The following is a 20,083-nucleotide window of genomic DNA, read 5'->3' as shown; positions in this document are numbered from 1 at the left end:
GCCCGCCGGGGCCGCGCGTCAGCCGTTCAGCATCCGCCGCCAGCGGTCGGGCGCCATGCCGTAGGCCTGCACATGGCGGCGCGTAAGGTGACTTTGATCGGTGAAGCCCGCGTCGGCGGCGGCCTGCGCCAGCGGCGTGCCCACCGCGATCAGCCGGCGCGCCAGGTCCAGGCGCCGCAGCATCACGTAGCGGTATGGGCTGGTGCCGAACAGCGCGCGGAAATCGCGCGACAGGCTCCAGCGATCCGTGCCCGCCGCACGCGCCAAGTCGTCCAGCAGGATCGGCTGGTCCAACGATGCATGGATGAACTGCCGGGCGCGTTCGGCTGCGGCGTAATCGGGCGCACGCCGGCCGGTTCTGCGGCCCGCGGCGGCGCACAGCGCGTGCGCCAGTTCGAACAACGCGTCGTCTTCCTGTAGCGGATCGATGTCCTGGCCGGTGGCCTGGAGCAGCGCGCCGCTGGCCGCGTACAGCCGCGGATCGGCGCTGATGCCGTCGCGGATGAACGGCAGCGGCCGGCCGCCCAGGATCTGCTGGATCAGCGCCGGCTCTACGTAGATCATCCGGTAATGAAAGCCCGCGTCGGTGCCGGCCTGGCCGTCATGCGCTTCGTCGGGATGCAGCACGATGGTGCCGCCCGGCAGGCTGTGCTGCATGCCGCGCCGGTAATGAAAACTTTGCACGCCGGCCAGGGTGCGGCCGATGGCGTAGGTGTCGTGGCGGTGCATGTCGTAGCCATGCCCGCCGAAGTACGCTTCGATGCGTTCCACGCGGCTGGACGGCGCGGCACGCCGGATCCAGTCCTTGCGGGTCGCATCGAAGGCCATGAGCAGACCCCGCGGCTACGCCGGCTGCTTTAACTGGACCAGCACGAACTCGTTGCCGTACAGGTCGATGAAGTGGGCGTACGCAGCGGTCTCTTCCTGTACGGGCTCGCGCGTGAAGCGCACGCCCTTGGCCGAGAAGTGCGCATGATCGCGCAGCACGTCGTCCGTGTAGAACACGCCGACGGGCTGGCCGCCGGTCTGGTCGCCCACGCGATCGCGCTGGGCCTGCGTCTGGGCCTGCAGCAGCCACATGCCCACCGAGGGCTGATCGTGCAGACGCAGATGCACATAGCGCTGCTGGCCGACAGGCATGTCGACAGACACCTCCATCCCGAGCTTGTCCCGGTAGAAGGCGATGGCGGTGTCGTAGTCGTTCACCAGCAGGACGAGACGGCCCAGCGTGTGCATATCAGGACTCTCTTCAAATGGATCGTGCGGCCATGCTAACCCACCAGGAAGTCTTTGACCTCAGTCGGCGGCGTCGGCCTCGCGCAGCAGGCGCACGCCGACCAGCGGATAGCGCGTTTCCTGCGTGTTCCAGTTGCGGTACGACGAGCGCGTATACAGCGCCCACGTATGCCACGAGCCGCCGCGCCGCACGCGCACGTTGCCGGCTTCCGGACCCTGCGGATCATCAGTCGGGGAGCGGGCGTAGTAGTCCTCGCCGTACCAGTCCGCGACCCATTCCCATGCGTTGCCGTGCATGTCGTACAGGCCGAACGCGTTGGGCGCGTAGCTGGCGACCGGGGCGGTGAAGGTGTTGCCGTCGTGGCGCGGCGAGGCAAAGGCCTGCCACTTCGGCCACAGCGGGCTGGCGTCGGCATCGAAACCGTTGCCCACGTCAGGCATCGCGGCCGGGTCGTCGCCGTTCTGGTAGCGCGTGCGCGTGCCGGCCCGGCAGGCGTATTCCCATTCGGCTTCGGTGGGCAGGCGGTACACGCGGCCTTCCGTCCTGGTCAGCCATTGCGCCAGCGCCTGCGCGTCGTTCCAGCTGATGTTCACCACCGGGTGATCGTCGCCCTGCACAAATCCCGGGTTGCGCCAGGAATACCGTCGGTCGCGGCCTTCGAAGGCGTCGCCCGACGCGGACGTTTCCGGATCGTACGCGGCGTTGTAGCCGTAGCCGCCGGTGCCGTCGGCTTCAGACTCCGGCACGTAGCCGGACGCTTCGATGAAGCGCCGGAACTGGCCCACGGTGACTTCCGTGCGCTCCAGGTAGAACGGCCGCGTGATGCGAACGGCGTGCACCGGGCCTTCGTCAAAGAGCTGGGCGTAGCGGTCAGGCGGATAGTGCGGATATGCGGCGGCCAGCGTGTCGGCCCCTTCGTCGCTGCCCATCTGGAACGTGCCCGCCGGGACACGCACGAAGGTCATACCCAGCGAGTTTTCGACGATGTCGGGCGGCGTGGCCGCCTGGACGGACGCGCAGGTCAGGGTGCAGAGCAGGGCGAAGGCAGTGCGGGTACGCATGGCAGTCCGACGGGTTGGGCCAGAGGGGTGCGCAATAGTAGGTCCGCTGCGCGGCCGCCGCCAGACATGGTGAACCCTCATGTTGGACGGACGCGTCGCCGGAAGCCGGACCGCCGGATCGCCGGATCGCCGGAGCTTCGGAGCTTCGGAGCTTCGGAGCGCCGGAGCTTCGGACCGCCGCACCGCCCGCCGGCGGACCCCAAAGGCTGCATCGTCGACTGCCGCCCGCTCAGTTTTCCGCCGCCCGCGCATCCAGCCATTGCCGCGGTGATGCGCCCAGCTTCTGGCTGAAGATGCGCGACAGGGCCGACGCGTTCGCGTAGCCCAGTTCGGCGGCGATCGTCTTGACGGCGATGCCTTCCCGCAAGCGCGACTGCGCCAGCGTCAGGCGCCAGTCGGCCAGGTAGTCCGCCGGCGGCTGGCCGACCACGTGCTTGAACGCGGTGGCAAAGGCGCTGCGCGACATGCCCGCACGGCCGGCCAGCGCCGCCAGCGTCCAGGCCGCGCCGGGCTGCTCATGCATGGCAACCAGCGCGCGCGCCAGGCGCGGCTCGGCAAGACCTGTCATCAACCCGATGTGTATGCCGGCCTCGGCAGGATGGTCGATCAGCCAGCGCAACAGCTGGATCAACACCACCTCAAACAGGCGGTCCGCCAGCAGCCGCTGTCCGCATCGCACCTGTTCGGTTTCGGCGAACAGCAACGCCAGCGCCTGCGCCAGTCCGTCAACACGCGCCAGCGGCAGCGCGATCAGCGGCGGCAGCGCGCGCACCAGCGGATGGTGGGCGCCGCCTTCGAAGTGCAGCGTGGCGCAGGTGAAATCCGAGCCGTCCTCGGGCGGGTTGTGGAATTCATGGTGCACCGGGCGTGCGTAGAACAGCAGCGTCGGCTCGGCCACGCGCAGCCGGCGGGGCAGACCGCTGCCGGCCCGGTGCGCGACCTCCATGTCGCCGCGCCGCAGCACATGCAGGAAGGCGCGCCCGGGTTCGGGCGCGAACCGGTTCAGACCGCACAGCGGGCCGGCATGGAACAGGTGCGCCCGCACGCGGAACCGGTCGAGCAGGGCGGACAGACGGTCGAGCGAGGGTGTCATGGCGTCTTGGACGAATAGATATGAATCGTGGACGATAGGTGCCCAATATTACTCCCGACCCGCCCATACTGGCGCAAAGGCAGCAGGAAACCAACCGGCGCCTTTCCCTTAACGACTGAATCAACTCACTGAAAGGAAACATCATGTCCCGCGTTCAACTCATCGACTCCTCTGTTGCTCCCGCTGCCAGCAAGGCGCTGCTTGACCAGATCCACGGCGCGTTCGGCGCGACGCCCAACATGTTCCGAGCGGTCGCGAACTCGCCCGCCGCCCTGAAAAGCATGTGGGGCGCGTTTGGCGCCCTGGGCGGCGGCGTGCTGCCCCCGCAACTGACGGAAAAGATCGCCGTCGCCGTCGCCGACCGCAACCGCTGCGAATACTGCCTGGCCGCGCACACCGCGCTGGGCCGCAAGGCTGGCGCCACTGCCGAACAGATGGCCGCAGCCCAGGCCGGCCACGCCGACGATCCGCAGACGGCCGCGGCGCTGGATTTCGCGCTGAAGCTGGTGCGCCAGCACGGCCAGGTGGCCGACACCGACGTGGCGGCAGTTCGCGCAGCCGGCTTCAATGACGAGCAGATCGTCGAGATCCTGGCGCATGTGGCGTTGAACCTGTTCACCAACTACGTGAACGTGGCGTTCGACGTGCCAGTGGATTTCCCGCGTGTGCAGTTGCGCGCGGCGTGAGCGATCTGGGGCCAACCCGGGCAACCCAGGCGGCCTTGGCAACGCGCGGCCCGCGCTGTCTCCACGGCCCGGGCCGCCGCGTTCCGCAGGGGCGCCGGCAGCGGCTGCGCGCCCCTATCCCGCCTTGCGTATCGTGAAGTTGATGCGCTGGCTACCCAGCCGCGGATGCGGCAGGTCCTTCAGCGGCATTACGCCGTGAAACCGCAGGCGGTCCACGCCTCCCCACACGACGACGTCACCGTGAAACAGCGGCACCCGCGCCGCGCGGTCCGCACGGTCGTCTCCCCCAAACAGAAACATCGCCGGCATGCCCAGCGACACCGACACGATGGGCGCGTTGAAATCGCGCTCGTTGCGGTCCTGGTGCAGCGACAGACGCGAGCCGGGTTCGTAGCGGTTGACCAGGCACGCATCGGGCGCAAAATCCGGAAAGCCGGCTTCCCGCGCCGCGTCCCGCGCCAACTGCCTGAAGGCCTGCGGCATCGCCGGCCAGGGCTGTCCGGACACGGGGTCGATGCGGCTGTAGCGATAGCCGCGGGCGTCCGTCGTCCACCCCAAGTCGCCGCAGTTGGTCAGCGCCACCGACATCGTGTACCCGCCGGGCGTCTCCATGTGCCGGAACGGCGCCTGCGCGGTTACGTCGTCCACGCCGGCCAGCAGCGCGTCAACGGTTGGCAGTGCAAAGCCGCGCAACACCACGGATTGCGGGCCGATGGTCACGCGGCCATGCTGGGCGGGATCGTCGCCGCCGAATAGGTCCAGGGTCATGTCACACCGCGTCGTGAAAAATGATGCCCAGCGTGTGGCGACGCCCCGAACGCAGCTCGCTCAAGCCGTGGCGCATGGCCACCTTGCGCCACCCGCGCACGCCGGGAACCGGGCGCTGGTTCACCGTGAAGATCAGCGCATCTCCTTGCTTCAGGGGCAGCACGTCGGCGCGCTGCTCTCGGCTGCCCGTTTCCGTCATGACGAATTCACCGCCCGTGAAGTCCACGTCCGGCGTGGACAACAGCACCGCCACCTGCAACGGAAACACGTGTTCGCCGTACAGGTCCTGGTGCAGGCAGTTGTAGTCGCCCGGCCCGTACTGCAGGATCAATGGCGTCGGCCGGCGCTGGCCGGCCGCGTGGCACCGCGCAAGAAAATCCGCGTGATCCGCGGGGTACTGCACGCCGATGCCCATCTGCCGGTTCCATCGGTTGGCGATGGGCGCCAGTTGGGTATAAAGCGCGCCGCGCAGGCGGGCAAGCAGGTCAGGCAAGGGATAGCGGAAATACTTGTACTCGCCGCGCCCGAATCCGTGACGCGCCATCACGATACGGCTTCGGTAGCGATCATCGTGATCGTAGGCGTCCGACAGCGCGATGCATTGCGCAGGCGTCAGCAAGGCGGGCAGGATGGCGTTGCCGTGCGCGTCGAGGTCGGCAACGGCGCGGTTCCAGTCCTGCTGCGCGAGCAGGGCGTCGGCGGGCGTCGTGGTCATGGTCGTTGAATGGAGAACTACTGCGGCAGAATTACTGCGGCAAATTTACGGCGGCAGATTCACTGCGGAAAATCGCTGCGTCCAGTCTACGCCTCGCGAAATAAACGGCCACTCCGCTTGTTGCGGATTGCGGTAGACCGGGTCGCTTTGACTTCCACCCCTACAACAACGGCTCCAGCGGCAACAGCGACGCCACCCACACGGTCGCGCGTTGCAAGATGCTGGCGCCGGGCTCGCGGTCATGGCGCACCGTGTGACCGTCGCGATCTTCCAGCCAGTAAAGCTTGCCCATCTCATCCAGCATGACGCGGTAGGCGGTGCGGGGCAGTTCTTCCTCGAAGGCGTCTTCGATGCCACGCGCCAGCGCCGGGCTGTCGATCACGAATCCCAGCTCGGTGTTCAATCGCGCCGAGCGCGGATCGAAATTGAACGACCCGACGAAAACGCGCTCGCCATCCACCGCGAAGGTCTTGGCGTGCAGGCTGGAGCCCGAACTGCCGAAGGGACCCATGCTCTTGTTGCGCTCGACGCCTTGCACCGCGCGCTTCATTTCGTAGAGCTCGACGCCGGCGGCCAGCAAGTCCTTGCGGCGCTTGGCGTAGCCCGAATGCACCACCGCCACGTCGGTGGCTTCCAGCGCGTTGGTCAGCACCCGGACCTTGACGCCATTGCGCGCCATCTTGGCAAACGCCTGCGTGCCGGCGGCGGTGGGCACGAAGTAAGGCGACACCAGCAGCAGTTCCTTTGCCGGTTCGCCCACGATCTCGTGCAGTTGGTGCGGCAGCATCGCCTCGGGGGGCGCGGTGCCCAGCGTCTTGCCCGGATCGTCGCTGACCATTTGGGTGCTCGCCCAGATCAGGGGCAGTTCGCCGCCAAGCAACTGCCGGATGAAGGGCAGGTCGCGCATCGCCTGCGCATAGGCTGCGGCCTCGGGCGACTGTTCGACCGCGGCCGCGTCCGCCTCCAGTTCTTCCAGTTCGTTGGACGCGGCCTTCCGGACGATGCCTTCCACCGGATAGGCGGAATCGCTGCGCCAGTAGCGGTCGAAGTCGCCCGACACGTCGCTGACGGCGGCGCCGATGGCCAGCACGTCCATGTCCCTGAACAGCACGCCGTCGGTGGCGCCAAAGTACTCGTCGCCGATGTTGCGGCCGCCCACGATGGTGGCCTGGTTGTCGGCGGTAAATGACTTGTTGTGCATCCGGCGGTTCAGCCGGTTGAAGTCCGTCAGGTAACCAAGCGGCTTGGGCCAGCGCAGCGTGAAAGGGTTGTAGAGCCGCACCTCGATGTTCGGATGCCCGTCCAGCGCGGACAGCGTCCGGTCCAGTCCCGACGTGCCGTTGTCGTCCAGCAGCAGGCGCACGCGAACGCCGCGGTCGGCGGCCTCGTGCAGCGCCTCGAACAGCATGATGCCCGTCATGTCGTCGTGCCAGATGTAGTACTGCACGTCCAGACTGCGTTCGGCCGCACGCGCCAGCATCATGCGCGCGGCAAAGGCGTCCAGGGGATCGGCGAGGGCGTGGATGCCGGACTTGCCGGGATGCGCGGCGGCCAGTGGGGCGATCGCCCGGCCCAGCGGCGTTGCGCCGGCTTCCTCATCGGTAAGTCCTTGCGACACGCTGCGCTTGTCCAGCGAGGGAAGGGAACAACCGGAGGTCAACGCGCAAAAGATGGTCATGTAGAGGTGTTTGCCCAAGTGCATGACCGCTATTGTGCCGAATCCGGCGCGGGTCGATCGTAGTGTCCGGCGGGCGAACGGATTGCGCATCGGGGAAACCACGCGGTCGACACGTTTTCATATATGGAATAAATTCCCGGATATGGAACAAGCAAACACAGCCGCCGCCGATGCCGGGCTGGACCTTCGACTGGCCGCCCGGCTAAAAACCCTGCGCCAGGACCGGGGCTGGTCGCTGGACGATCTGGCCGGCCGCGCCGGCATCAGCCGCGCCACGCTTTCCCGCCTTGAAAATGGCGAGGTCAGTCCCACCGCCAGCGTGCTGGGCAAGCTTTGCGCCGCCCATGGCATGACGATGTCGCGCCTCATGCTGATGGTCGAAGACGACTTTGCCGCCCATGTGCCCGAGGCCGCGCAGGCGGTGTGGGTGGATGACAGCGTGGGTTTCCGCCGCCGCTCGGTGTCGCCGCCGTCGCAGCGCCTGGCGGGCGAGGTGCTGGCCTGCGAACTGGCCGCCGATGCCCGCATCCGTTATGACCAATCGCCACGGCCCGGCCTTGAACACCATCTGCTGATGCTGGACGGCGAGCTGTCCGTCACGGCCGACGGCCACACGCATCGCCTGCTGCCGGGCGACTGCCTGCGCTACCAGCTATTCGGTGCCAGCGCCTTCGTCACCCCGCCGCACAGCGGCGCCCGCTACCTGCTTTTCATCGTCTGAGCCTGCCATGACCCCTGCAAACCTTGAATTGACGCTGCTGACGGCCGACGCCGCCGCGGCCGCCGTCCCCGAGCTGGCCACCTTGCTGCACGCGTGCGTGCAGGGCGGGGCCAGCGTCAGCTTCGTGCTGCCGTACACGCATGACGACGCGCAGGGGTTCTGGCGCGGCGAGGTGCTGCCGGGCGTCGAAAGCGGGGCGGTGAAGTTGTGGGTGGCGCGCGTGGACGGGCGGGTTGCCGGATCCGTGCAACTGGACGTCGACACGCCGCCGAACCAGCCGCACCGCGCCGAGGTACGCAAGCTGCTGGTGCATCCGGATTTCCGGCGCCAGGGCATCGCGCGCCGACTGATGCACGAGGTCGAGGACATGGCGCGCCGCCTGCATCGCAGCCTGCTCACGCTCGACACGCGCACGGGCGATTCGGCCGAGCCGCTGTACGCGTCGCTGGGCTATCAGACGGTGGGGGTGATTCCGGGATTTGCGCGCGATCCGCTCGACCCGGCGAAGGTGGACGGAACGACGATCATGTACAAGCCGCTATGACCGGCGTTCCGCGCGGGGCGATCAGGCCAGCGGCTTGATGCCCACGCTGTAGGGCGGCGCGTTGCCGCGCGCGGCGGCCTTGATCTTCAGCATGGACCCGCCGGGCGTGTACTCGAAGTCCTGATAGGGGACTTCAAACCATTGGTGAAAGCTGGTGCGCGAGAACTCGGGCACCCACACCTTTGCCCGTTTGGCGTCGCAGTGGAATTCCACCAGCGTGCGGTCGATGCCCAGTGGGCGGGTATTGCCGATGCGGTAGCTGACGCGCAGCTCGGCGCGTGCGACGCGGCCGGGCTGCCAGGTCAGGCCGATGGATTCCATGAAGTGTTCGATCGCTTCAATGCCGCGATGCATAGCTGACTCCGAAAGCAGCGGGGAAAGAAAGCCCCGCAATGACCCGCCGCGCGTGGCGGCGGCAAACAGACGGATTATCCGCCATATCGCATTGCCGTAGAAATAGGCAGGTTTCACGCAAGATCCTGCCTGTACGCCCGCGCACGCGATTCTTACTATCCTGTCCAGGGCCGCGCCGGCCGTGGCTCTGCGGAGCGCGGGGGCAATCGGCCGGGCAGCCAGGCATCTTGCCGGCGGCCGCAAGCAAGGGAAGGGAATCGCATGAATACCGAAAAAATCTGGTTGGTGACGGACGCGTCGGCCGGGCTGGGCGTCACGCTGGTCAAGATGCTGCTGGACCAGGGGCACAAGGTCGCGGCTACGTCGGACGACGGCGATGCGTTGCTGGAAGCGGTGGGCGCCAAGCTGGAAGGCCGGTTCCTGCCCCTGACCGTCAACCTGGCCGACGAGCGCGCGGTGCGCCGCGCGGTGGACGCCACGGCGGCGGCCTTTGGCGGCATCGACGTCGTGGTGAATGGCGCCGGGCAGGGCGTGCAAGGCTCGCTCGAGCGGTTGTCGGATGCGCAATTGCGCGGCACGTTCGATATCCACGTGTTCGGGGTGCTGAACGTCATCCGCGCAGTGATGCCGCGTCTGCGCGCGCAGCGCGGCGGGCATGTGTTCAATATCTCGTCGATTCTGGGTTTCGATGGCCGCGCGCCGGAATGGGGCGCCTACAGCGCCGCCAAGTTTGCCGTCAGCGGGCTGACCGAATCCCTGGCCGCCGAAGCCGCGCCGCTGGGCATCCGGGTGTCGCTTGTCTACCCGGGCGCGATGCGCGCGGGTGATGCGCAAACATCCCCGGAGCTGGCCGCGCGCGGCGAGCAAGGCTGGGACCAGGGCGGCGATCCGGTCAAGGCGGCGCAGGCGCTGATCCAGGCCGCCGAGGCGCAGTACGCGCCCCTGCATCTGTTCCTGGGCCGCGATTCCTTCGATCAGGCGCGCAGCAAGATCCAGTCGGTGCAGCAGGAGCTGGCACGTTGGCGCGAGATGTCCGTGTCGATCGGCGCTGTCGACGGAAGACGGCTGGCCGCTTGAGGCCTACAGCGCGCCAGCCGCATCGGGTGAGCAGCCCGCAGACCGTTTGAGGCGCGCAGCCGCTAGCTGCCCAGCAGCCCGCGCCCGGCCTGGTAGGCGCCCAGCAGCGCCAGGCTGACCATGAAACACAGCTTGAACGTGCGCGCGGAAAGCCGGCCGCGCAGCCGTTGCCCGAGCGCCATGCCGGCCAGTGCCGGCAGCAGCATCAGGAGCGACGCGCTGGCGGCGCCGGCCGTGTAGCCGCCGTTCAGCCACAGCCCCGCGGCCAGCGCCACGGTCGACACCGTGAAGGAAATCCCCATGGCCTGGATGAGCGCGTCCTTGTCCAGTTTCAGGGCTTGCAGATAGGGCACGGCCGGGATGACGAAGACGCCGGTGGCGGCCGTGATCACCCCGGTCAACGCGCCGGCTGCGATGCCGATCCATTGTTCATGCCGGGGCTGCACCGCGGGCGGCGAGCCAAACAGTCCCCAGGCGGCATAAGCCACCAGCGCCAGCCCCAGGAAGATGCCGGCCCAGTCGCCCGAGGGCGGGCCCAGCCACAGCGCGCCCGCCACCGTGCCCGCGCAGACGCCGGCCTGCATGCCGGCGATCCGGCGCAGGACCGCGCGCAGCGTGACCCACGGCAGCGCCTGCCACAGGTTGGTGATGAGCGACGGCACGATGAGCAGCGCGGCCGCCTGGGCCGGCGCCATCACCAGCGCCAGCAATGCCATCGAAATGGTGGGCAGGCCCAGCCCGACCACGCCCTTGACCACGCCGGCCAGGACGAAGACCGTCACGACAGCCGCGAGCAATACGGGATCAAAAAGATTCATGCGGGCTCGCAGTGCGCGGTCAGCGCGTCCTTGGGGCGGCCGAACAGGGCGAAGGCCACATCCTGCGACGGTCCTTCGTTCTGGCGGGCGGCGCGCAGCAGCCATGCGCGTCCCTCGCACAGGTCGGCGGGCAGCGACGGGCCGTACAACGCGGGACCGCCGATCAGCACCATGCCCAGCATCCGTTGCGCGGGCGGGTGGTCCGCGCGCGCGGCGGCGCGCAGCCACGTCAGCATTGCACCATGGTCGCCCTGCGTCTGCGCTTCCAATGCCAGTGCGTACTGCTGGGCGGGGGTGAGAGGGCCGCCAAGTCCGGCCTGCGCTTCGGCTACGCCTGAGGCGTACAGCGCCAGTGCGACCAAGGCCAGCCCCGGCCAGCGCGCGGTCCGGGTGCGCAACATTGCAGTGTTCATAATTTCCGCCTGTTTGGGTGGGTATGGACGCATTCTCACGCTCGCGCCCGACCGCGCCTATCGGGATCTGGCTTACCCAGACTATGGCTGCGCCTGAGGATGGCGTGCTACGCTTTTTTTCATGCGCTTTGACCTGACCGACCTGCGGCTTTTCCTGAACGTGCACGAAACCGGCTCCATCACGGCGGGCGCGGGGCGGTCGCACATGACGCTGGCGTCAGCCAGCGAGCGCATCCGGGGCATGGAAGACGCGCTGGGCGTACCGCTGCTGGTGCGCGAGCCGCGCGGCGTGCAGGCGACGCCCGCGGGGCGCACGCTGGTCCATCATGCACGGCTGGTGCTGGGCCAGATCGACCGCATGCGCGGCGAGCTGGATCATTACGGCGCCGGGCTGAAAGGCCATGTGCGGGTGCTGTGCAACACCACGGCGCTCAGCGAATACCTGCCGCCCGTGCTGGGCGCGTTTCTCAAGGACCATCCGCATATTTCCGTCGACCTCGAAGAGCGCCTGAGCCACGAGATCGCCGACGCGCTGCGGACCGGCGCATGCGACATCGGGGTGCTGGCGGACTCGGCCGATCTGCACGGCCTGCGCACGCGCATCTTCCGCCATGATCCGCTGACGCTGATCGTGCCGCGCGGCCATCCGCTCGCGGCGCAGCAACAGGCGCTGCTGGAGGACGTGGCCGGTTATGAATTCGTCGGACTGGTGCAGGGCAGCGCGCTGCAGGAGCACATCGCGCATCACGCGCGCCGCAGCGGCAAGGCGCTGTCCTATCGCGTGCGGTTGCGCAGTTTCGATGCCGTCTGCCGGATGGTGGGACAGGGGGTCGGCGTGGCCATCGTGCCGCGCGCGGCGGCGGTGCGCTATGGCCGCGCGGCTGGGGTAAGCCGCGTGGCGCTGGCGGATCCGTGGGCGGCCCGGGATCTGGTGCTGTGCGTGCGTGATGATCTTCCCGCGTACGCGGCGGATCTGGTGGCCTATGCGTTGCGCGACGCACCGGCTGGCGATGCGGCCCAAGCGCCCGTGGACCCGGCCCCCGACGCCCCTGCGCGCGTCAGCGTGCAAAAAGCCGGCGCCCCGGCAGGTGGCCGCGGTCGAACCACGAACCCGACGCGACGGCGGCCAGGATGATCAGGCCGTAAATGCACATCGCCACGGCCGCGATCACGAAGAACACCGTCATCGAACCGGTCATGTGCAGCGCGACGCCGCCTGCGCCGATACCGATCAAAAGCCGCAGGAACCCCGCCAACAACGGCCACTTCAGCCTTCCGGCGCCTTGCGACGCGAAGTACAGCGAAAAGCCCAGCGCAAAGAACCCATACACCGGACCCACAATGCGCAGATAACCGGCGCCGGCCTCCAGCATGTGATCCTGCGCGCCGAACAGGCGCAGCCACGCGTCGGGGAAAAACGCCGCGGTCAGCCCGATCGCCTCCGCCAGCACAAACGCCATCGCCCCGCCCGTCAAGGCGATGCGCATGGCGCGCTCCGGTTGGCCCGCGCCGATGTTCGAGCCGACCATCGCCACCATGGGCGCGCCCAGCCCGAAGGCGATGGGCATCAACAGATATTCCAGCCGCACCGCGACGCCATAGCCCGCCACCGCTGCCTCGCCCGCGTAGGCGCCCACCAGTGCCGCGGTCAGTGCCACCAGCGCGTTGGTCATGAGCGGGTTGATGGTGGCCAGCGCGCCCACGCTGAGGATGTTGCGCATCAGCGTCGCATGCAGCCGGCTGGCGACCAGCCGCGCCGCGTTGCGTCCGCTGGCGCAATAGGCGCCCAGGATCAGCGTGCCCACGGCGTAGTAGATCACCAGCGCCCAGCCGCCGCCCGCCACGCCCAGCGCGGGGAAGGGGCCCCATCCGAAGATCAGGCATGGGGACAGGGGAATCAGCAGCAGCGCGCCGCCGCAGATGACCGCGCCCGGCACCAGCATGTTGCCGGTGCCGCGGATGGCGCTGGCAAAGGCGTTCATCAGCCACATCAGGACGATGCCGCCGAAGATCACATTGGAATACGCCAGCGCGGCGTCGAGCGCTTCGCCTTCGGCGCCCAGCGCGCGGTACAGCGCCGGACCGAAGGCCAGCAACAACACGCAAAAGGCCAGACCCAGCAAGGCGTTCAGCACGACCGCATGCAGCACGAGCTGATCGGCCTCCTGTTGCCGTCCGCCGCCCAACGCGCGCGCGACCGCGGCGGAAATCCCGCCGCCCATCGCGCCCTGAGACATGTTCTGCATCAGCATCAGCACCGGCACGACGAGCGCCACGCCGGCCAGCACCGGCGTGCCCAGCCGCGCCAGAAACCAGGTCTCGATCAGGCCGGTGGACGACTGCGCCAGCATCATGAGGATGTTGGGCCACGCCAGCCGCGCCAGCGTGGGCGCGATGGGGCCATGCAGCATGGCTTGCAAGCGCGCATTGGCGGGGCGTGGCGGGGCGGTCGCTGGCATGGGGAAGGCCGGTGGACGTGATCGGCAAAATTTACGTGCATATGCCAATAACTGTCAATAACGGGCTGGACGTGAACCCGCGCGGGCGGTAGCGTTATGTCCTTGCCCGCCGATTTTCCTTCCTTGGCCGCCATGTCCGACGCCCCGCTCCTCGGCTCTGCCGTTCCTCCGGATCCGCTTGTCTGTAACGGCGCTGCGCTGCGCAAGGCGACGCGTCGCGTGTCCCAGCTCTATGACACCGTGCTCGCGCCCTGCGGGCTGAAAGTGTCGCAACATTCGATCCTGGTGCACATTGCCCGCGCGGGTTCGCCGTCGATGACCGACCTGGCCCGCGCGATGGTGCTGGACCGGTCCGCGCTGGCCCACAACCTCAAGCCCTTGCAGCGCGATGGGTACGTCCAGATGATGCGCGACCCGCTGGATGGCCGCAGCCGCCGGGTGGAGTTGACCGAGACCGGCCGCGCCAAGCTGGCGGAATCCCGCCGCTTGTGGAAGGACGCGCAGAACCGTTTCGAGGCCGCGTACGGCGCCGAGCGCGCCGCGGCATTGCGCCACGCGCTGGCCGACATCTTTTCCGACGACTTCGCGCAGGCCTTCAGCCGCGGCTAAATGCCGTCCCCCGTTCCATTGCTGCGCGGGCCGCCGCGCCGGGTCATTGCCAGGACGGCGCCCAGCACGCAACTTATGCCGGCGATCTGCGCGCCGGTCACCGGCTCGTCCAGCAGGCTGGCCGACAGCATCACTGCGGAAACGGGCGCCAGTGCGGTAAAAAGCGCCGCCTCTGAGCCAGGCACGCGCGCCGCGCCCGCGTACCAGAGCAGAAAGCCGCCCACCGTGGGCACCAGCGCGTAGTACGCCACGGCGGCGACGGCGCCAGGCGTGTAGTCCAATGCCCATGGCGCTTCGGTCAGGCTGGCCACTGCGGAAAACGCCAGGCCGAATGCTGTCATCAACGTCGACAGCGCCAGCGGCGCAACCGGCGTGCGCAGGCGCTTGTTCAATAGGATGAACAGCCCCTCGCAGGCCACCGCGCCCAGGATCAGCGCGTTGCCGGCGAGCGACCCGTCCATGCCCCGCGTGGGGGTTCGGCTGGTCATCAGCCACACGCCGAACGCCGCCATGCCGATGGCAGCCAGGGCCCGCCGGCCCGGGCGCTCGCCCAGCAGCAGCATGGCGATCGCGGCCGTGACGAGCGGCAGCGTCCCCAGAATGATGCCGCCGTCCACTGCCGAGGTCCGCTGCAACCCGGCGATCAACAAGGTCGTATACCCGACGCTGCCCGCCACCGCCTGCACCGTCAGCAGCAGCCAGTCCCGCCGGTGCAGCCGGGGCAGGCGCGCGCCGGTCGCCGCCATCAGCAGGGCGAAGCAGGGCAACGCGATGGCAAAGCGCAGGGCGGTCGCGGTGAAAGGCGGCAACCCCGCGCCAATGATCTTGCTGGCGGTCACGGTGCTGCCGACCAGCACCATGGCCAGAGCCAGATAGAGATACCCGCGCCCAAGCCTGTTGATGGCCATCGCCTGAAATCCCGTTGGAAAAGGCGCAGCGTAGGGCGCAGGCGGGAGGCAGGTCTTGAACGAAATTGCAGGGAAGGCGGGTCAGGCGCCCGCGGCCAACGCATAGCGGCGCGGCGACACCCCATAGGCGCGCACGAAAAGCCGCGTCATGTGGCTCTGGTCGGCAAAACCGCCCAGCGCGGCCGCATCGGCCAGCGCCATGCCCTGCCGGATGAGCCGCCGCGCCAGCAGCAGGCGACGCTGCATCTGGTAGGCGTGCGGCGTCAGCCCCGTGGCGCGCGTGAAGGCGCGCAGCACCTGGTAGCGGCTCAGGTCGCTGGCGGCGGCCAGATCGGCGAGCGACAGCGCCGCGGCCGGCTAGTCGTCGATGCGCGCGATCGCATGGCGCAGGGAGGACGGTATCGCCTCGCGCGCAGGGGCGGTGGCCAGCGTGCCGCGCGGACCGCCAGCCTGCGCCAGCACGCGCAACAGCAGGCTGTCGCATGCCAACGGCGATCCGCCTGCGGTGATGTGTGCATAAAGCGCAAGGACGTCACGGGCCAGCGCTGGCTGGTGCCGCGCCGGGTGCTCGAATTCGTAGAGGGAGGCGCCCGACGGCCTGCCCGCATCGTGACGCCGAGGCACGCCCGCGCCGGCCAGGTCTTCGGCGCAGGCGGTCACGACGCCGGGATCCAGGTAGATCATCTGCCAGGCCCGCACACCGTCGCCGATGGGCGCGCCATCGTGGACCTCGCCCGGATTGACCGTGATGACGTAACCCGGCCCGGCCTCCACCTGGCCCCGGCCGCTGTGCGACACCTGTGCGCCTTGGCGCATCACGCCGATGCCGAATTGTTCATGCGTATGGCGCGCGAACGCTTGGCCGCTGCAGGCGGATACGGCCTGCACGCCGGCGATGGCGCTGCGCTGCATGAGGAATTGGCGTGCGGGCATGAATGACGTGGCGGCGATGACGGTCGGGCCAGTATCGCCCGCAGATCTCGCGCCGATCAAGCGCCGCTATTGCAGGCCGGTCCAGCGCGCCACGGAGGGTTCGGCCGAGGCCCATTTCCATTGCCCGTCCCGGCGCTGGCAGATCGTGCTGGTGTAGGCAGGCGCGGCGCCTTCGACCTCGACCGTAAACAGCACCTCGCGGCAGTGCGCCAGCGGCGTCTCGATGTCGCGCACCGCCTGGATGCTGCCGCGTTCGTTGCCCACCGCCAGGGTGCGTTTGATCTGCCACTGCCGGACTTCACCGATGGGCAGCCCGCCCACCGTATTGGCCATGACGTTCTGCTGGTCGTTCTTCCATTCGCGCAACACGTACTTCACCGTGGCGTCCACCGCGGCCTGCACCGTCACGCCAATGGCAAAGCCGGCAACGGGATTGGCCGTGGCCGCGCCGCTCAGCGTGCCGACCACCGCGCCCGTGGCGGGACCGATGGAGGAACTCTGGCAGCCCGCGAGCGCCAGGCTGGCGGCCAGCGCCAGCATGCCGATCGCCCGCGTCACTGCAGCGAGCCCCAGCGGGCGGTCGCCGGTTCGGCGCTGGCCCAGCGCCAGTTTTCGCCGTCGCGGCAGACGGTCGTGACGTAGAACTCGCGTTCGGGATCAGCGCCGGGTTTGCCGGCAGGCGTGTCCACCGAGAACACCACTTCCTTGCATTGCAAATCGCCACCGCCGATCAGCCGGCTGACGGTGACCTGGCCGCGCGCGTCGTCCTCGATCGGCAACTTATGCTCGACGTTCCAGCTGGCGACCTTGCCTACCGCGAGCGCGCCGGCCGCCTTGGCGATGGCGTCCTGCTCTTCGCCGCGTGTCTGGCGCTGCGCATAGGCCAGCGCGGCCTTCGCGCCGGCCTGCACGCCCAGGCCGATGCCCGTGGCCACTGTGGCGTTGTCGGTCACCTTGTTGGCGATGGCGGTTCCGGCAATACCGGCTGCCGCGCCCGTGCCTTCCCCGAGCATCGAACTGCAGCCTGAAAGCGCGGTCAGCGCGGCGAGTCCCAGCAGGCAAAGCGCGCGGCCGCTCGCAAAGGTTGGCGAGATGGTGAACAAGCTGCGGGCCCTCCTGTGAATCTTGGCGGGCGCAAGTATAGGAGGGCGCGCAGCCGCGCGGCCGCGGCCTTTACATTTGTTGGCATTTTTGTGCGCGAGGCGCGGCGGACAACCGGGGCGCGCCTTCACGCCGCGGTCGACACGTCATGCTGCAGGGCGATGCGCCAGCTCGAGCCGGGCGCGCCGCGCGCGCCATGTCCGCAGCACCAGCTTCTCGATCTCCACCACGCAAAAGAGCACCGCGGCGGCCACCAGCGTCAGGGTCCAGTATTCGGGCGGCAGCGGGACGGTGCCGAACACGCGGTTCATCGCGGGCAGATAGATCAATGCGCATTGCAGCAGGCCCAGCAGGATCGTGACCAGCCACAGCGCCTTGTTGCGAAACATGCTGGGCGTGATCGGCCAGCGGTCCTGCAGGCGGCAGTTGAACAGATAGGTCCATTGCGCCGTCACCAGCGTCTGCAGGATGACGGTGCGGATGAAGTCCGGATCGCGCCCCGCGGCAATCAGGCTCTTTTCGATGATGAAGGCGGACGTGGTGAAGAGCAGCCCCACGAACGCGATGCGCCAGAGGGCGAAGCCGTCCAGGATCGATTTCGCGGGATCGCGCGGCCGGCGCTGCATCATGCCCGGTTCGGCCGGTTCAAACGCCAGGCCGAAGGCCAGCGTGATGGAGGTCGCCATGTTCATCCACAGGATCTGCAGCGGGGTCAGCGGCGCCTGTGCGCCGGCCAGCAACGCCACGATGACCAGCAGTCCCTGCGCCAGGTTGGTCGGCAGGATGAACAGGATCGTCTTCTTCAGGTTGTCGTAGACGCGGCGCCCTTCGCGCACGGCATAGGCGATGGAGGCGAAGTTGTCGTCCGCCAGCACCATGTCGGCGGCCTCTTTGGTGACCTCGGTGCCCTTGATGCCCATGGCCACGCCCACGTCCGCCTGCTTGAGCGCGGGCGCGTCGTTGACGCCGTCGCCCGTCATGCCGACCACTTCGCCCATGCTTTGCAGCGCGCGCACCAGGCGCAGCTTGTGCTCGGGGCTGGTGCGGGCAAAGATGTCGTGGTCGCGCGCCAGCGCGGCAAGTTCTTCGTCGCCAATCTGCTGCAACTGGGCGCCGGTCACCGCCTCGCGCACATGCGTCATGCCCAGCATGGCGCCGATCGCCAGCGCGGTTTCGGGGTGATCGCCCGTGATCATCTTCACGCGGATCCCTGCCTGGTTGCACTGCGCGATGGCTTCGATGGCTTCGGGACGGGGCGGGTCCATGATGCCGGCCACGCCCAGCAACACCAGCCCGTCCTGAAAGTCCGGATGGTCCAGCGCCGTGGCGTCCGCCGTGCCGGGCTTGTACGCCGCTGCCAATGTCCGCAGGCCCTGGTGCGCAAAGGCCTCCAGGCCGCGCTCCCAGTAGTCCAGCCGCAGCGGCTGCGGCCCGGCTTCGCCCTGTTCCTGCGCGCACAGCTTGAACAGCACGTCGGGCGCGCCGGTGACGTAGATGGTGTTCTGACCATGGTCGTCGCAGCGGCGCGCCATGTACTTGTAGCTGGAATCGAACGGCACCTTGCCGTGCTTGGCCACGCCCTCCAGGCTCTGGCCGGCCTTGGTTGCCAGCACCATCATCGCGCCTTCCGTGGGACCGCCCACGATGCGCCACTGCCCATCGGCATCTTCGTGGAGCTGGCTGTCGTTGCAGATGGCGGCCGCACGCACGAAGCGCGTCAGCGCGTCCTCGCGCTGCCAGTCCACCGGCTTCCCGTCGGATTCACGGGTGATCTCGCCGACCGGCCGGTAGTTGTCGCCCGACACGCGATACACGCCCTGCGCCAGCAGCACGTTCTTGGCGGTCATCTCGTTCATGGTCAGGGTGCCCGTCTTATCCGAGCAGATCACCGTCATCGCGCCCAGCGTTTCGACGGTGGGCAGCTTGCGGATGATGGCGCGGTTGCGCGCCATGCGCTGCACGCCCAGCGACAGGATGATGGAGATGATGGCAGGCAGGCCTTCCGGCACGGAGGCGACCGCGATGCTGATCAGCGACATCAGCAGGTCCGACAGCGGCATGTCGAGCACGTAGCGGCCCAGCACGAACAGCGCCACCACCATCACCAGCACCACCTGGAAGATGCGCTTGCCCAACAGCTCCATCTGCCGCAGCAGCGGCGTCTGCAGCGTCTGCACGTCCGTCATCATGCGGTTGATGTGGCCGATCTCGGTGTCGCTGCCGGTGGCCACGACGATGCCGCGCGCATTGCCCGCGCTGACGTGGGTGCCCGAGAACCCCAGGTTCAGGCGGTCGCCAAGCGGCGCGTCACCCGGCAGGGGCGCGTCGTGCTTTTCGACGACGGTGGATTCGCCGGTCAGCATCGATTCCTCGACGCGGAAGTTGTGCGTGTCAAAGAGCCGCACGTCCGCCGGGATCTTGTCGCCGGGTCGCAGGATCACGATGTCGCCCGGCACCAGGTCGCGGGCGTCGATCTCTTCCTTCTGCCCGTCGCGCACCACGCGGGCATGGTTCGACAGCATGTTGCGGATGCCGTCCAGCGAACGTTCGGCGCGGCTTTCCTGCACGTAGCCTATGACGGCGTTGATGACCGCCACGGCCAGGATGACCCCGGTATCCAGCCAATGGCCCATCAGCGATGTCACCACCGCAGCACCCAGCAGGATGTAGATCAGCACGTCATTGAAGTGGCCCAGAAATCGCAGCCAGGCGCTGCGGCGGGCAGGCGGGGGCAGTGCGTTCAGGCCGTGGGTCTCTTGCCTGCGCCGGATCTGGTCTTGCGAAAGGCCGGCGGCGCTGGTCACCTGGATGCCCAACGTCTCGTCGACGGAGAGTTGGTGCCAGGGGCGAGGAGCTTGCGGAACCTGCGTGTTCGCCTGCGTCATGACGTACGGCCTCCCGGAGGGAC

The 20,083-nt window shown here is 68.4% G+C and carries 21 protein-coding genes and 1 pseudogene; 6 read left to right on the top strand and 16 right to left on the bottom strand.

Going from position 1 to position 20,083, the window contains the following annotated elements; all coding sequences use genetic code 11:
• Positions 1-18: 18 nt before the first annotated feature.
• From AB3147_RS22605 to AB3147_RS22590, 4 genes are all read right to left on the bottom strand, one after another.
• Positions 19-828, bottom strand: coding sequence for an AraC family transcriptional regulator (locus AB3147_RS22605; protein ID WP_175137688.1), 810 nt, complete (start codon positions 826-828; stop codon positions 19-21).
• 15 nt (positions 829-843) lie between these two features.
• Positions 844-1,236 (bottom strand): VOC family protein, encoded by a 393-nt coding sequence (locus AB3147_RS22600; RefSeq protein ID WP_175124421.1) that lies wholly within the window; start codon positions 1,234-1,236, stop codon positions 844-846.
• A gap of 60 nt (positions 1,237-1,296) precedes the next feature.
• On the bottom strand, positions 1,297-2,298 hold the full coding sequence (locus AB3147_RS22595) for a formylglycine-generating enzyme family protein (protein WP_367353006.1): 1,002 nt from the start codon (positions 2,296-2,298) through the stop codon (positions 1,297-1,299).
• A 229-nt stretch (positions 2,299-2,527) separates the two neighbouring features.
• Positions 2,528-3,391: an AraC family transcriptional regulator gene (locus AB3147_RS22590; protein ID WP_367353005.1), complete on the bottom strand. Its 864-nt coding sequence runs from the start codon at positions 3,389-3,391 to the stop codon at positions 2,528-2,530.
• Between the two features lie 143 nt (positions 3,392-3,534).
• Here AB3147_RS22590 and AB3147_RS22585 point away from each other — a divergent pair, with 143 nt between their 5' ends.
• On the top strand, positions 3,535-4,077 hold the full coding sequence (locus AB3147_RS22585; protein ID WP_175137691.1) for a carboxymuconolactone decarboxylase family protein: 543 nt from the start codon (positions 3,535-3,537) through the stop codon (positions 4,075-4,077).
• A gap of 114 nt (positions 4,078-4,191) precedes the next feature.
• Here AB3147_RS22585 and alkB read toward each other — a convergent pair whose 3' ends face one another.
• The 3 genes from alkB to AB3147_RS22570 form a co-directional block, all read right to left on the bottom strand.
• Positions 4,192-4,845 (bottom strand): DNA oxidative demethylase AlkB, encoded by a 654-nt coding sequence (gene alkB / locus AB3147_RS22580; protein WP_367353004.1) that lies wholly within the window; start codon positions 4,843-4,845, stop codon positions 4,192-4,194.
• A 1-nt stretch (position 4,846) separates the two neighbouring features.
• Complete coding sequence (locus tag AB3147_RS22575; protein WP_367353003.1) at positions 4,847-5,560, bottom strand: 2OG-Fe(II) oxygenase; 714 nt, start codon at positions 5,558-5,560, stop codon at positions 4,847-4,849.
• A 160-nt stretch (positions 5,561-5,720) separates the two neighbouring features.
• Complete coding sequence (locus AB3147_RS22570) at positions 5,721-7,262, bottom strand: phospholipase D family protein (protein WP_218343047.1); 1,542 nt, start codon at positions 7,260-7,262, stop codon at positions 5,721-5,723.
• 118 nt (positions 7,263-7,380) lie between these two features.
• Between AB3147_RS22570 and AB3147_RS22565 the strand changes: the two genes are divergently transcribed.
• Positions 7,381-7,959 carry a helix-turn-helix domain-containing protein gene (locus AB3147_RS22565; protein ID WP_313067644.1) on the top strand — a complete coding sequence of 193 codons (579 nt, stop codon included), beginning with the start codon at positions 7,381-7,383 and terminating at the stop codon, positions 7,957-7,959.
• Positions 7,960-7,966: 7 nt separating this feature from the next.
• Positions 7,967-8,503: a GNAT family N-acetyltransferase gene (locus AB3147_RS22560; protein WP_367353002.1), complete on the top strand. Its 537-nt coding sequence runs from the start codon at positions 7,967-7,969 to the stop codon at positions 8,501-8,503.
• Between the two features lie 21 nt (positions 8,504-8,524).
• Here AB3147_RS22560 and AB3147_RS22555 read toward each other — a convergent pair whose 3' ends face one another.
• Positions 8,525-8,857, bottom strand: a complete 333-nt coding sequence (locus tag AB3147_RS22555; RefSeq protein WP_056558301.1) for a hypothetical protein — start codon at positions 8,855-8,857, stop codon at positions 8,525-8,527.
• 261 nt (positions 8,858-9,118) lie between these two features.
• On the opposite strand from AB3147_RS22555, the gene AB3147_RS22550 reads away from it, so the two are divergent.
• A complete protein-coding gene (locus AB3147_RS22550) occupies positions 9,119-9,934 on the top strand; it encodes an SDR family NAD(P)-dependent oxidoreductase (protein WP_367353001.1) in 816 nt (271 codons plus the stop codon).
• A gap of 62 nt (positions 9,935-9,996) precedes the next feature.
• On the opposite strand, the gene AB3147_RS22545 is transcribed toward AB3147_RS22550, so the two are convergent.
• A complete protein-coding gene (locus AB3147_RS22545; protein ID WP_367353000.1) occupies positions 9,997-10,752 on the bottom strand; it encodes a sulfite exporter TauE/SafE family protein in 756 nt (251 codons plus the stop codon).
• Positions 10,749-11,153: an SEL1-like repeat protein gene (locus AB3147_RS22540; protein ID WP_367352999.1), complete on the bottom strand. Its 405-nt coding sequence runs from the start codon at positions 11,151-11,153 to the stop codon at positions 10,749-10,751. Before AB3147_RS22540 ends, AB3147_RS22545 begins: the two co-directional genes overlap by 4 nt.
• Before the next feature lie 133 nt (positions 11,154-11,286).
• Between AB3147_RS22540 and AB3147_RS22535 the strand changes: the two genes are divergently transcribed.
• Complete coding sequence (locus AB3147_RS22535) at positions 11,287-12,300, top strand: LysR family transcriptional regulator (RefSeq protein ID WP_367352998.1); 1,014 nt, start codon at positions 11,287-11,289, stop codon at positions 12,298-12,300.
• Here AB3147_RS22535 and AB3147_RS22530 read toward each other — a convergent pair.
• Positions 12,224-13,624 carry an MATE family efflux transporter gene (locus tag AB3147_RS22530; RefSeq protein WP_367352997.1) on the bottom strand — a complete coding sequence of 467 codons (1,401 nt, stop codon included), beginning with the start codon at positions 13,622-13,624 and terminating at the stop codon, positions 12,224-12,226. The two genes, AB3147_RS22535 and AB3147_RS22530, sit on opposite strands and share 77 nt — an antisense overlap.
• A 132-nt stretch (positions 13,625-13,756) precedes the next feature.
• Here AB3147_RS22530 and AB3147_RS22525 point away from each other — a divergent pair, with 132 nt between their 5' ends.
• Positions 13,757-14,233, top strand: a complete 477-nt coding sequence (locus tag AB3147_RS22525) for a MarR family winged helix-turn-helix transcriptional regulator (RefSeq protein ID WP_175137779.1) — start codon at positions 13,757-13,759, stop codon at positions 14,231-14,233.
• Here the strand turns inward: AB3147_RS22525 and AB3147_RS22520 are convergent.
• The 5 genes and pseudogenes from AB3147_RS22520 to AB3147_RS22500 form a co-directional block, all read right to left on the bottom strand.
• Positions 14,230-15,141, bottom strand: coding sequence for a DMT family transporter (locus AB3147_RS22520; protein ID WP_367352996.1), 912 nt, complete (start codon positions 15,139-15,141; stop codon positions 14,230-14,232). The two genes, AB3147_RS22525 and AB3147_RS22520, sit on opposite strands and share 4 nt — an antisense overlap.
• 81 nt (positions 15,142-15,222) lie before the next feature.
• A pseudogene (locus tag AB3147_RS22515) lies at positions 15,223-16,074 on the bottom strand (AraC family ligand binding domain-containing protein).
• 66 nt (positions 16,075-16,140) lie between these two features.
• A complete protein-coding gene (locus tag AB3147_RS22510) occupies positions 16,141-16,632 on the bottom strand; it encodes a hypothetical protein (RefSeq protein WP_175137700.1) in 492 nt (163 codons plus the stop codon).
• Complete coding sequence (locus AB3147_RS22505; protein ID WP_175184449.1) at positions 16,629-17,177, bottom strand: hypothetical protein; 549 nt, start codon at positions 17,175-17,177, stop codon at positions 16,629-16,631. The genes AB3147_RS22510 and AB3147_RS22505 overlap by 4 nt, the downstream gene beginning before the upstream one ends.
• Before the next feature lie 144 nt (positions 17,178-17,321).
• Positions 17,322-20,060: a cation-transporting P-type ATPase gene (locus AB3147_RS22500; protein WP_367352995.1), complete on the bottom strand. Its 2,739-nt coding sequence runs from the start codon at positions 20,058-20,060 to the stop codon at positions 17,322-17,324.
• Positions 20,061-20,083 lie beyond the last annotated feature (23 nt).

It is taken from the genome of Achromobacter animicus (assembly GCF_040775605.1).
Lineage (GTDB): Bacteria > Pseudomonadota > Gammaproteobacteria > Burkholderiales > Burkholderiaceae_B > Achromobacter > Achromobacter animicus.
Note: the sequence above shows the minus strand (reverse complement) of the source record. Positions and strands in the feature narration are given on the sequence as shown.

Coding starts and splice junctions, on each gene's coding strand:
- AB3147_RS22605 (WP_175137688.1), bottom strand. CDS start 828: ATGGCCTTCGATGCGACCCGCAAGGACTGGATCCGGCGTGCCGCGCCG.
- AB3147_RS22600 (WP_175124421.1), bottom strand. CDS start 1,236: ATGCACACGCTGGGCCGTCTCGTCCTGCTGGTGAACGACTACGACACC.
- AB3147_RS22595 (WP_367353006.1), bottom strand. CDS start 2,298: ATGCGTACCCGCACTGCCTTCGCCCTGCTCTGCACCCTGACCTGCGCG.
- AB3147_RS22590 (WP_367353005.1), bottom strand. CDS start 3,391: ATGACACCCTCGCTCGACCGTCTGTCCGCCCTGCTCGACCGGTTCCGC.
- AB3147_RS22585 (WP_175137691.1), top strand. CDS start 3,535: ATGTCCCGCGTTCAACTCATCGACTCCTCTGTTGCTCCCGCTGCCAGC.
- alkB (WP_367353004.1), bottom strand. CDS start 4,845: ATGACCCTGGACCTATTCGGCGGCGACGATCCCGCCCAGCATGGCCGC.
- AB3147_RS22575 (WP_367353003.1), bottom strand. CDS start 5,560: ATGACCACGACGCCCGCCGACGCCCTGCTCGCGCAGCAGGACTGGAAC.
- AB3147_RS22570 (WP_218343047.1), bottom strand. CDS start 7,262: ATGCACTTGGGCAAACACCTCTACATGACCATCTTTTGCGCGTTGACC.
- AB3147_RS22565 (WP_313067644.1), top strand. CDS start 7,381: ATGGAACAAGCAAACACAGCCGCCGCCGATGCCGGGCTGGACCTTCGA.
- AB3147_RS22560 (WP_367353002.1), top strand. CDS start 7,967: ATGACCCCTGCAAACCTTGAATTGACGCTGCTGACGGCCGACGCCGCC.
- AB3147_RS22555 (WP_056558301.1), bottom strand. CDS start 8,857: ATGCATCGCGGCATTGAAGCGATCGAACACTTCATGGAATCCATCGGC.
- AB3147_RS22550 (WP_367353001.1), top strand. CDS start 9,119: ATGAATACCGAAAAAATCTGGTTGGTGACGGACGCGTCGGCCGGGCTG.
- AB3147_RS22545 (WP_367353000.1), bottom strand. CDS start 10,752: ATGAATCTTTTTGATCCCGTATTGCTCGCGGCTGTCGTGACGGTCTTC.
- AB3147_RS22540 (WP_367352999.1), bottom strand. CDS start 11,153: ATGTTGCGCACCCGGACCGCGCGCTGGCCGGGGCTGGCCTTGGTCGCA.
- AB3147_RS22535 (WP_367352998.1), top strand. CDS start 11,287: ATGCGCTTTGACCTGACCGACCTGCGGCTTTTCCTGAACGTGCACGAA.
- AB3147_RS22530 (WP_367352997.1), bottom strand. CDS start 13,624: ATGCCAGCGACCGCCCCGCCACGCCCCGCCAATGCGCGCTTGCAAGCC.
- AB3147_RS22525 (WP_175137779.1), top strand. CDS start 13,757: ATGTCCGACGCCCCGCTCCTCGGCTCTGCCGTTCCTCCGGATCCGCTT.
- AB3147_RS22520 (WP_367352996.1), bottom strand. CDS start 15,141: ATGGCCATCAACAGGCTTGGGCGCGGGTATCTCTATCTGGCTCTGGCC.
- AB3147_RS22500 (WP_367352995.1), bottom strand. CDS start 20,060: ATGACGCAGGCGAACACGCAGGTTCCGCAAGCTCCTCGCCCCTGGCAC.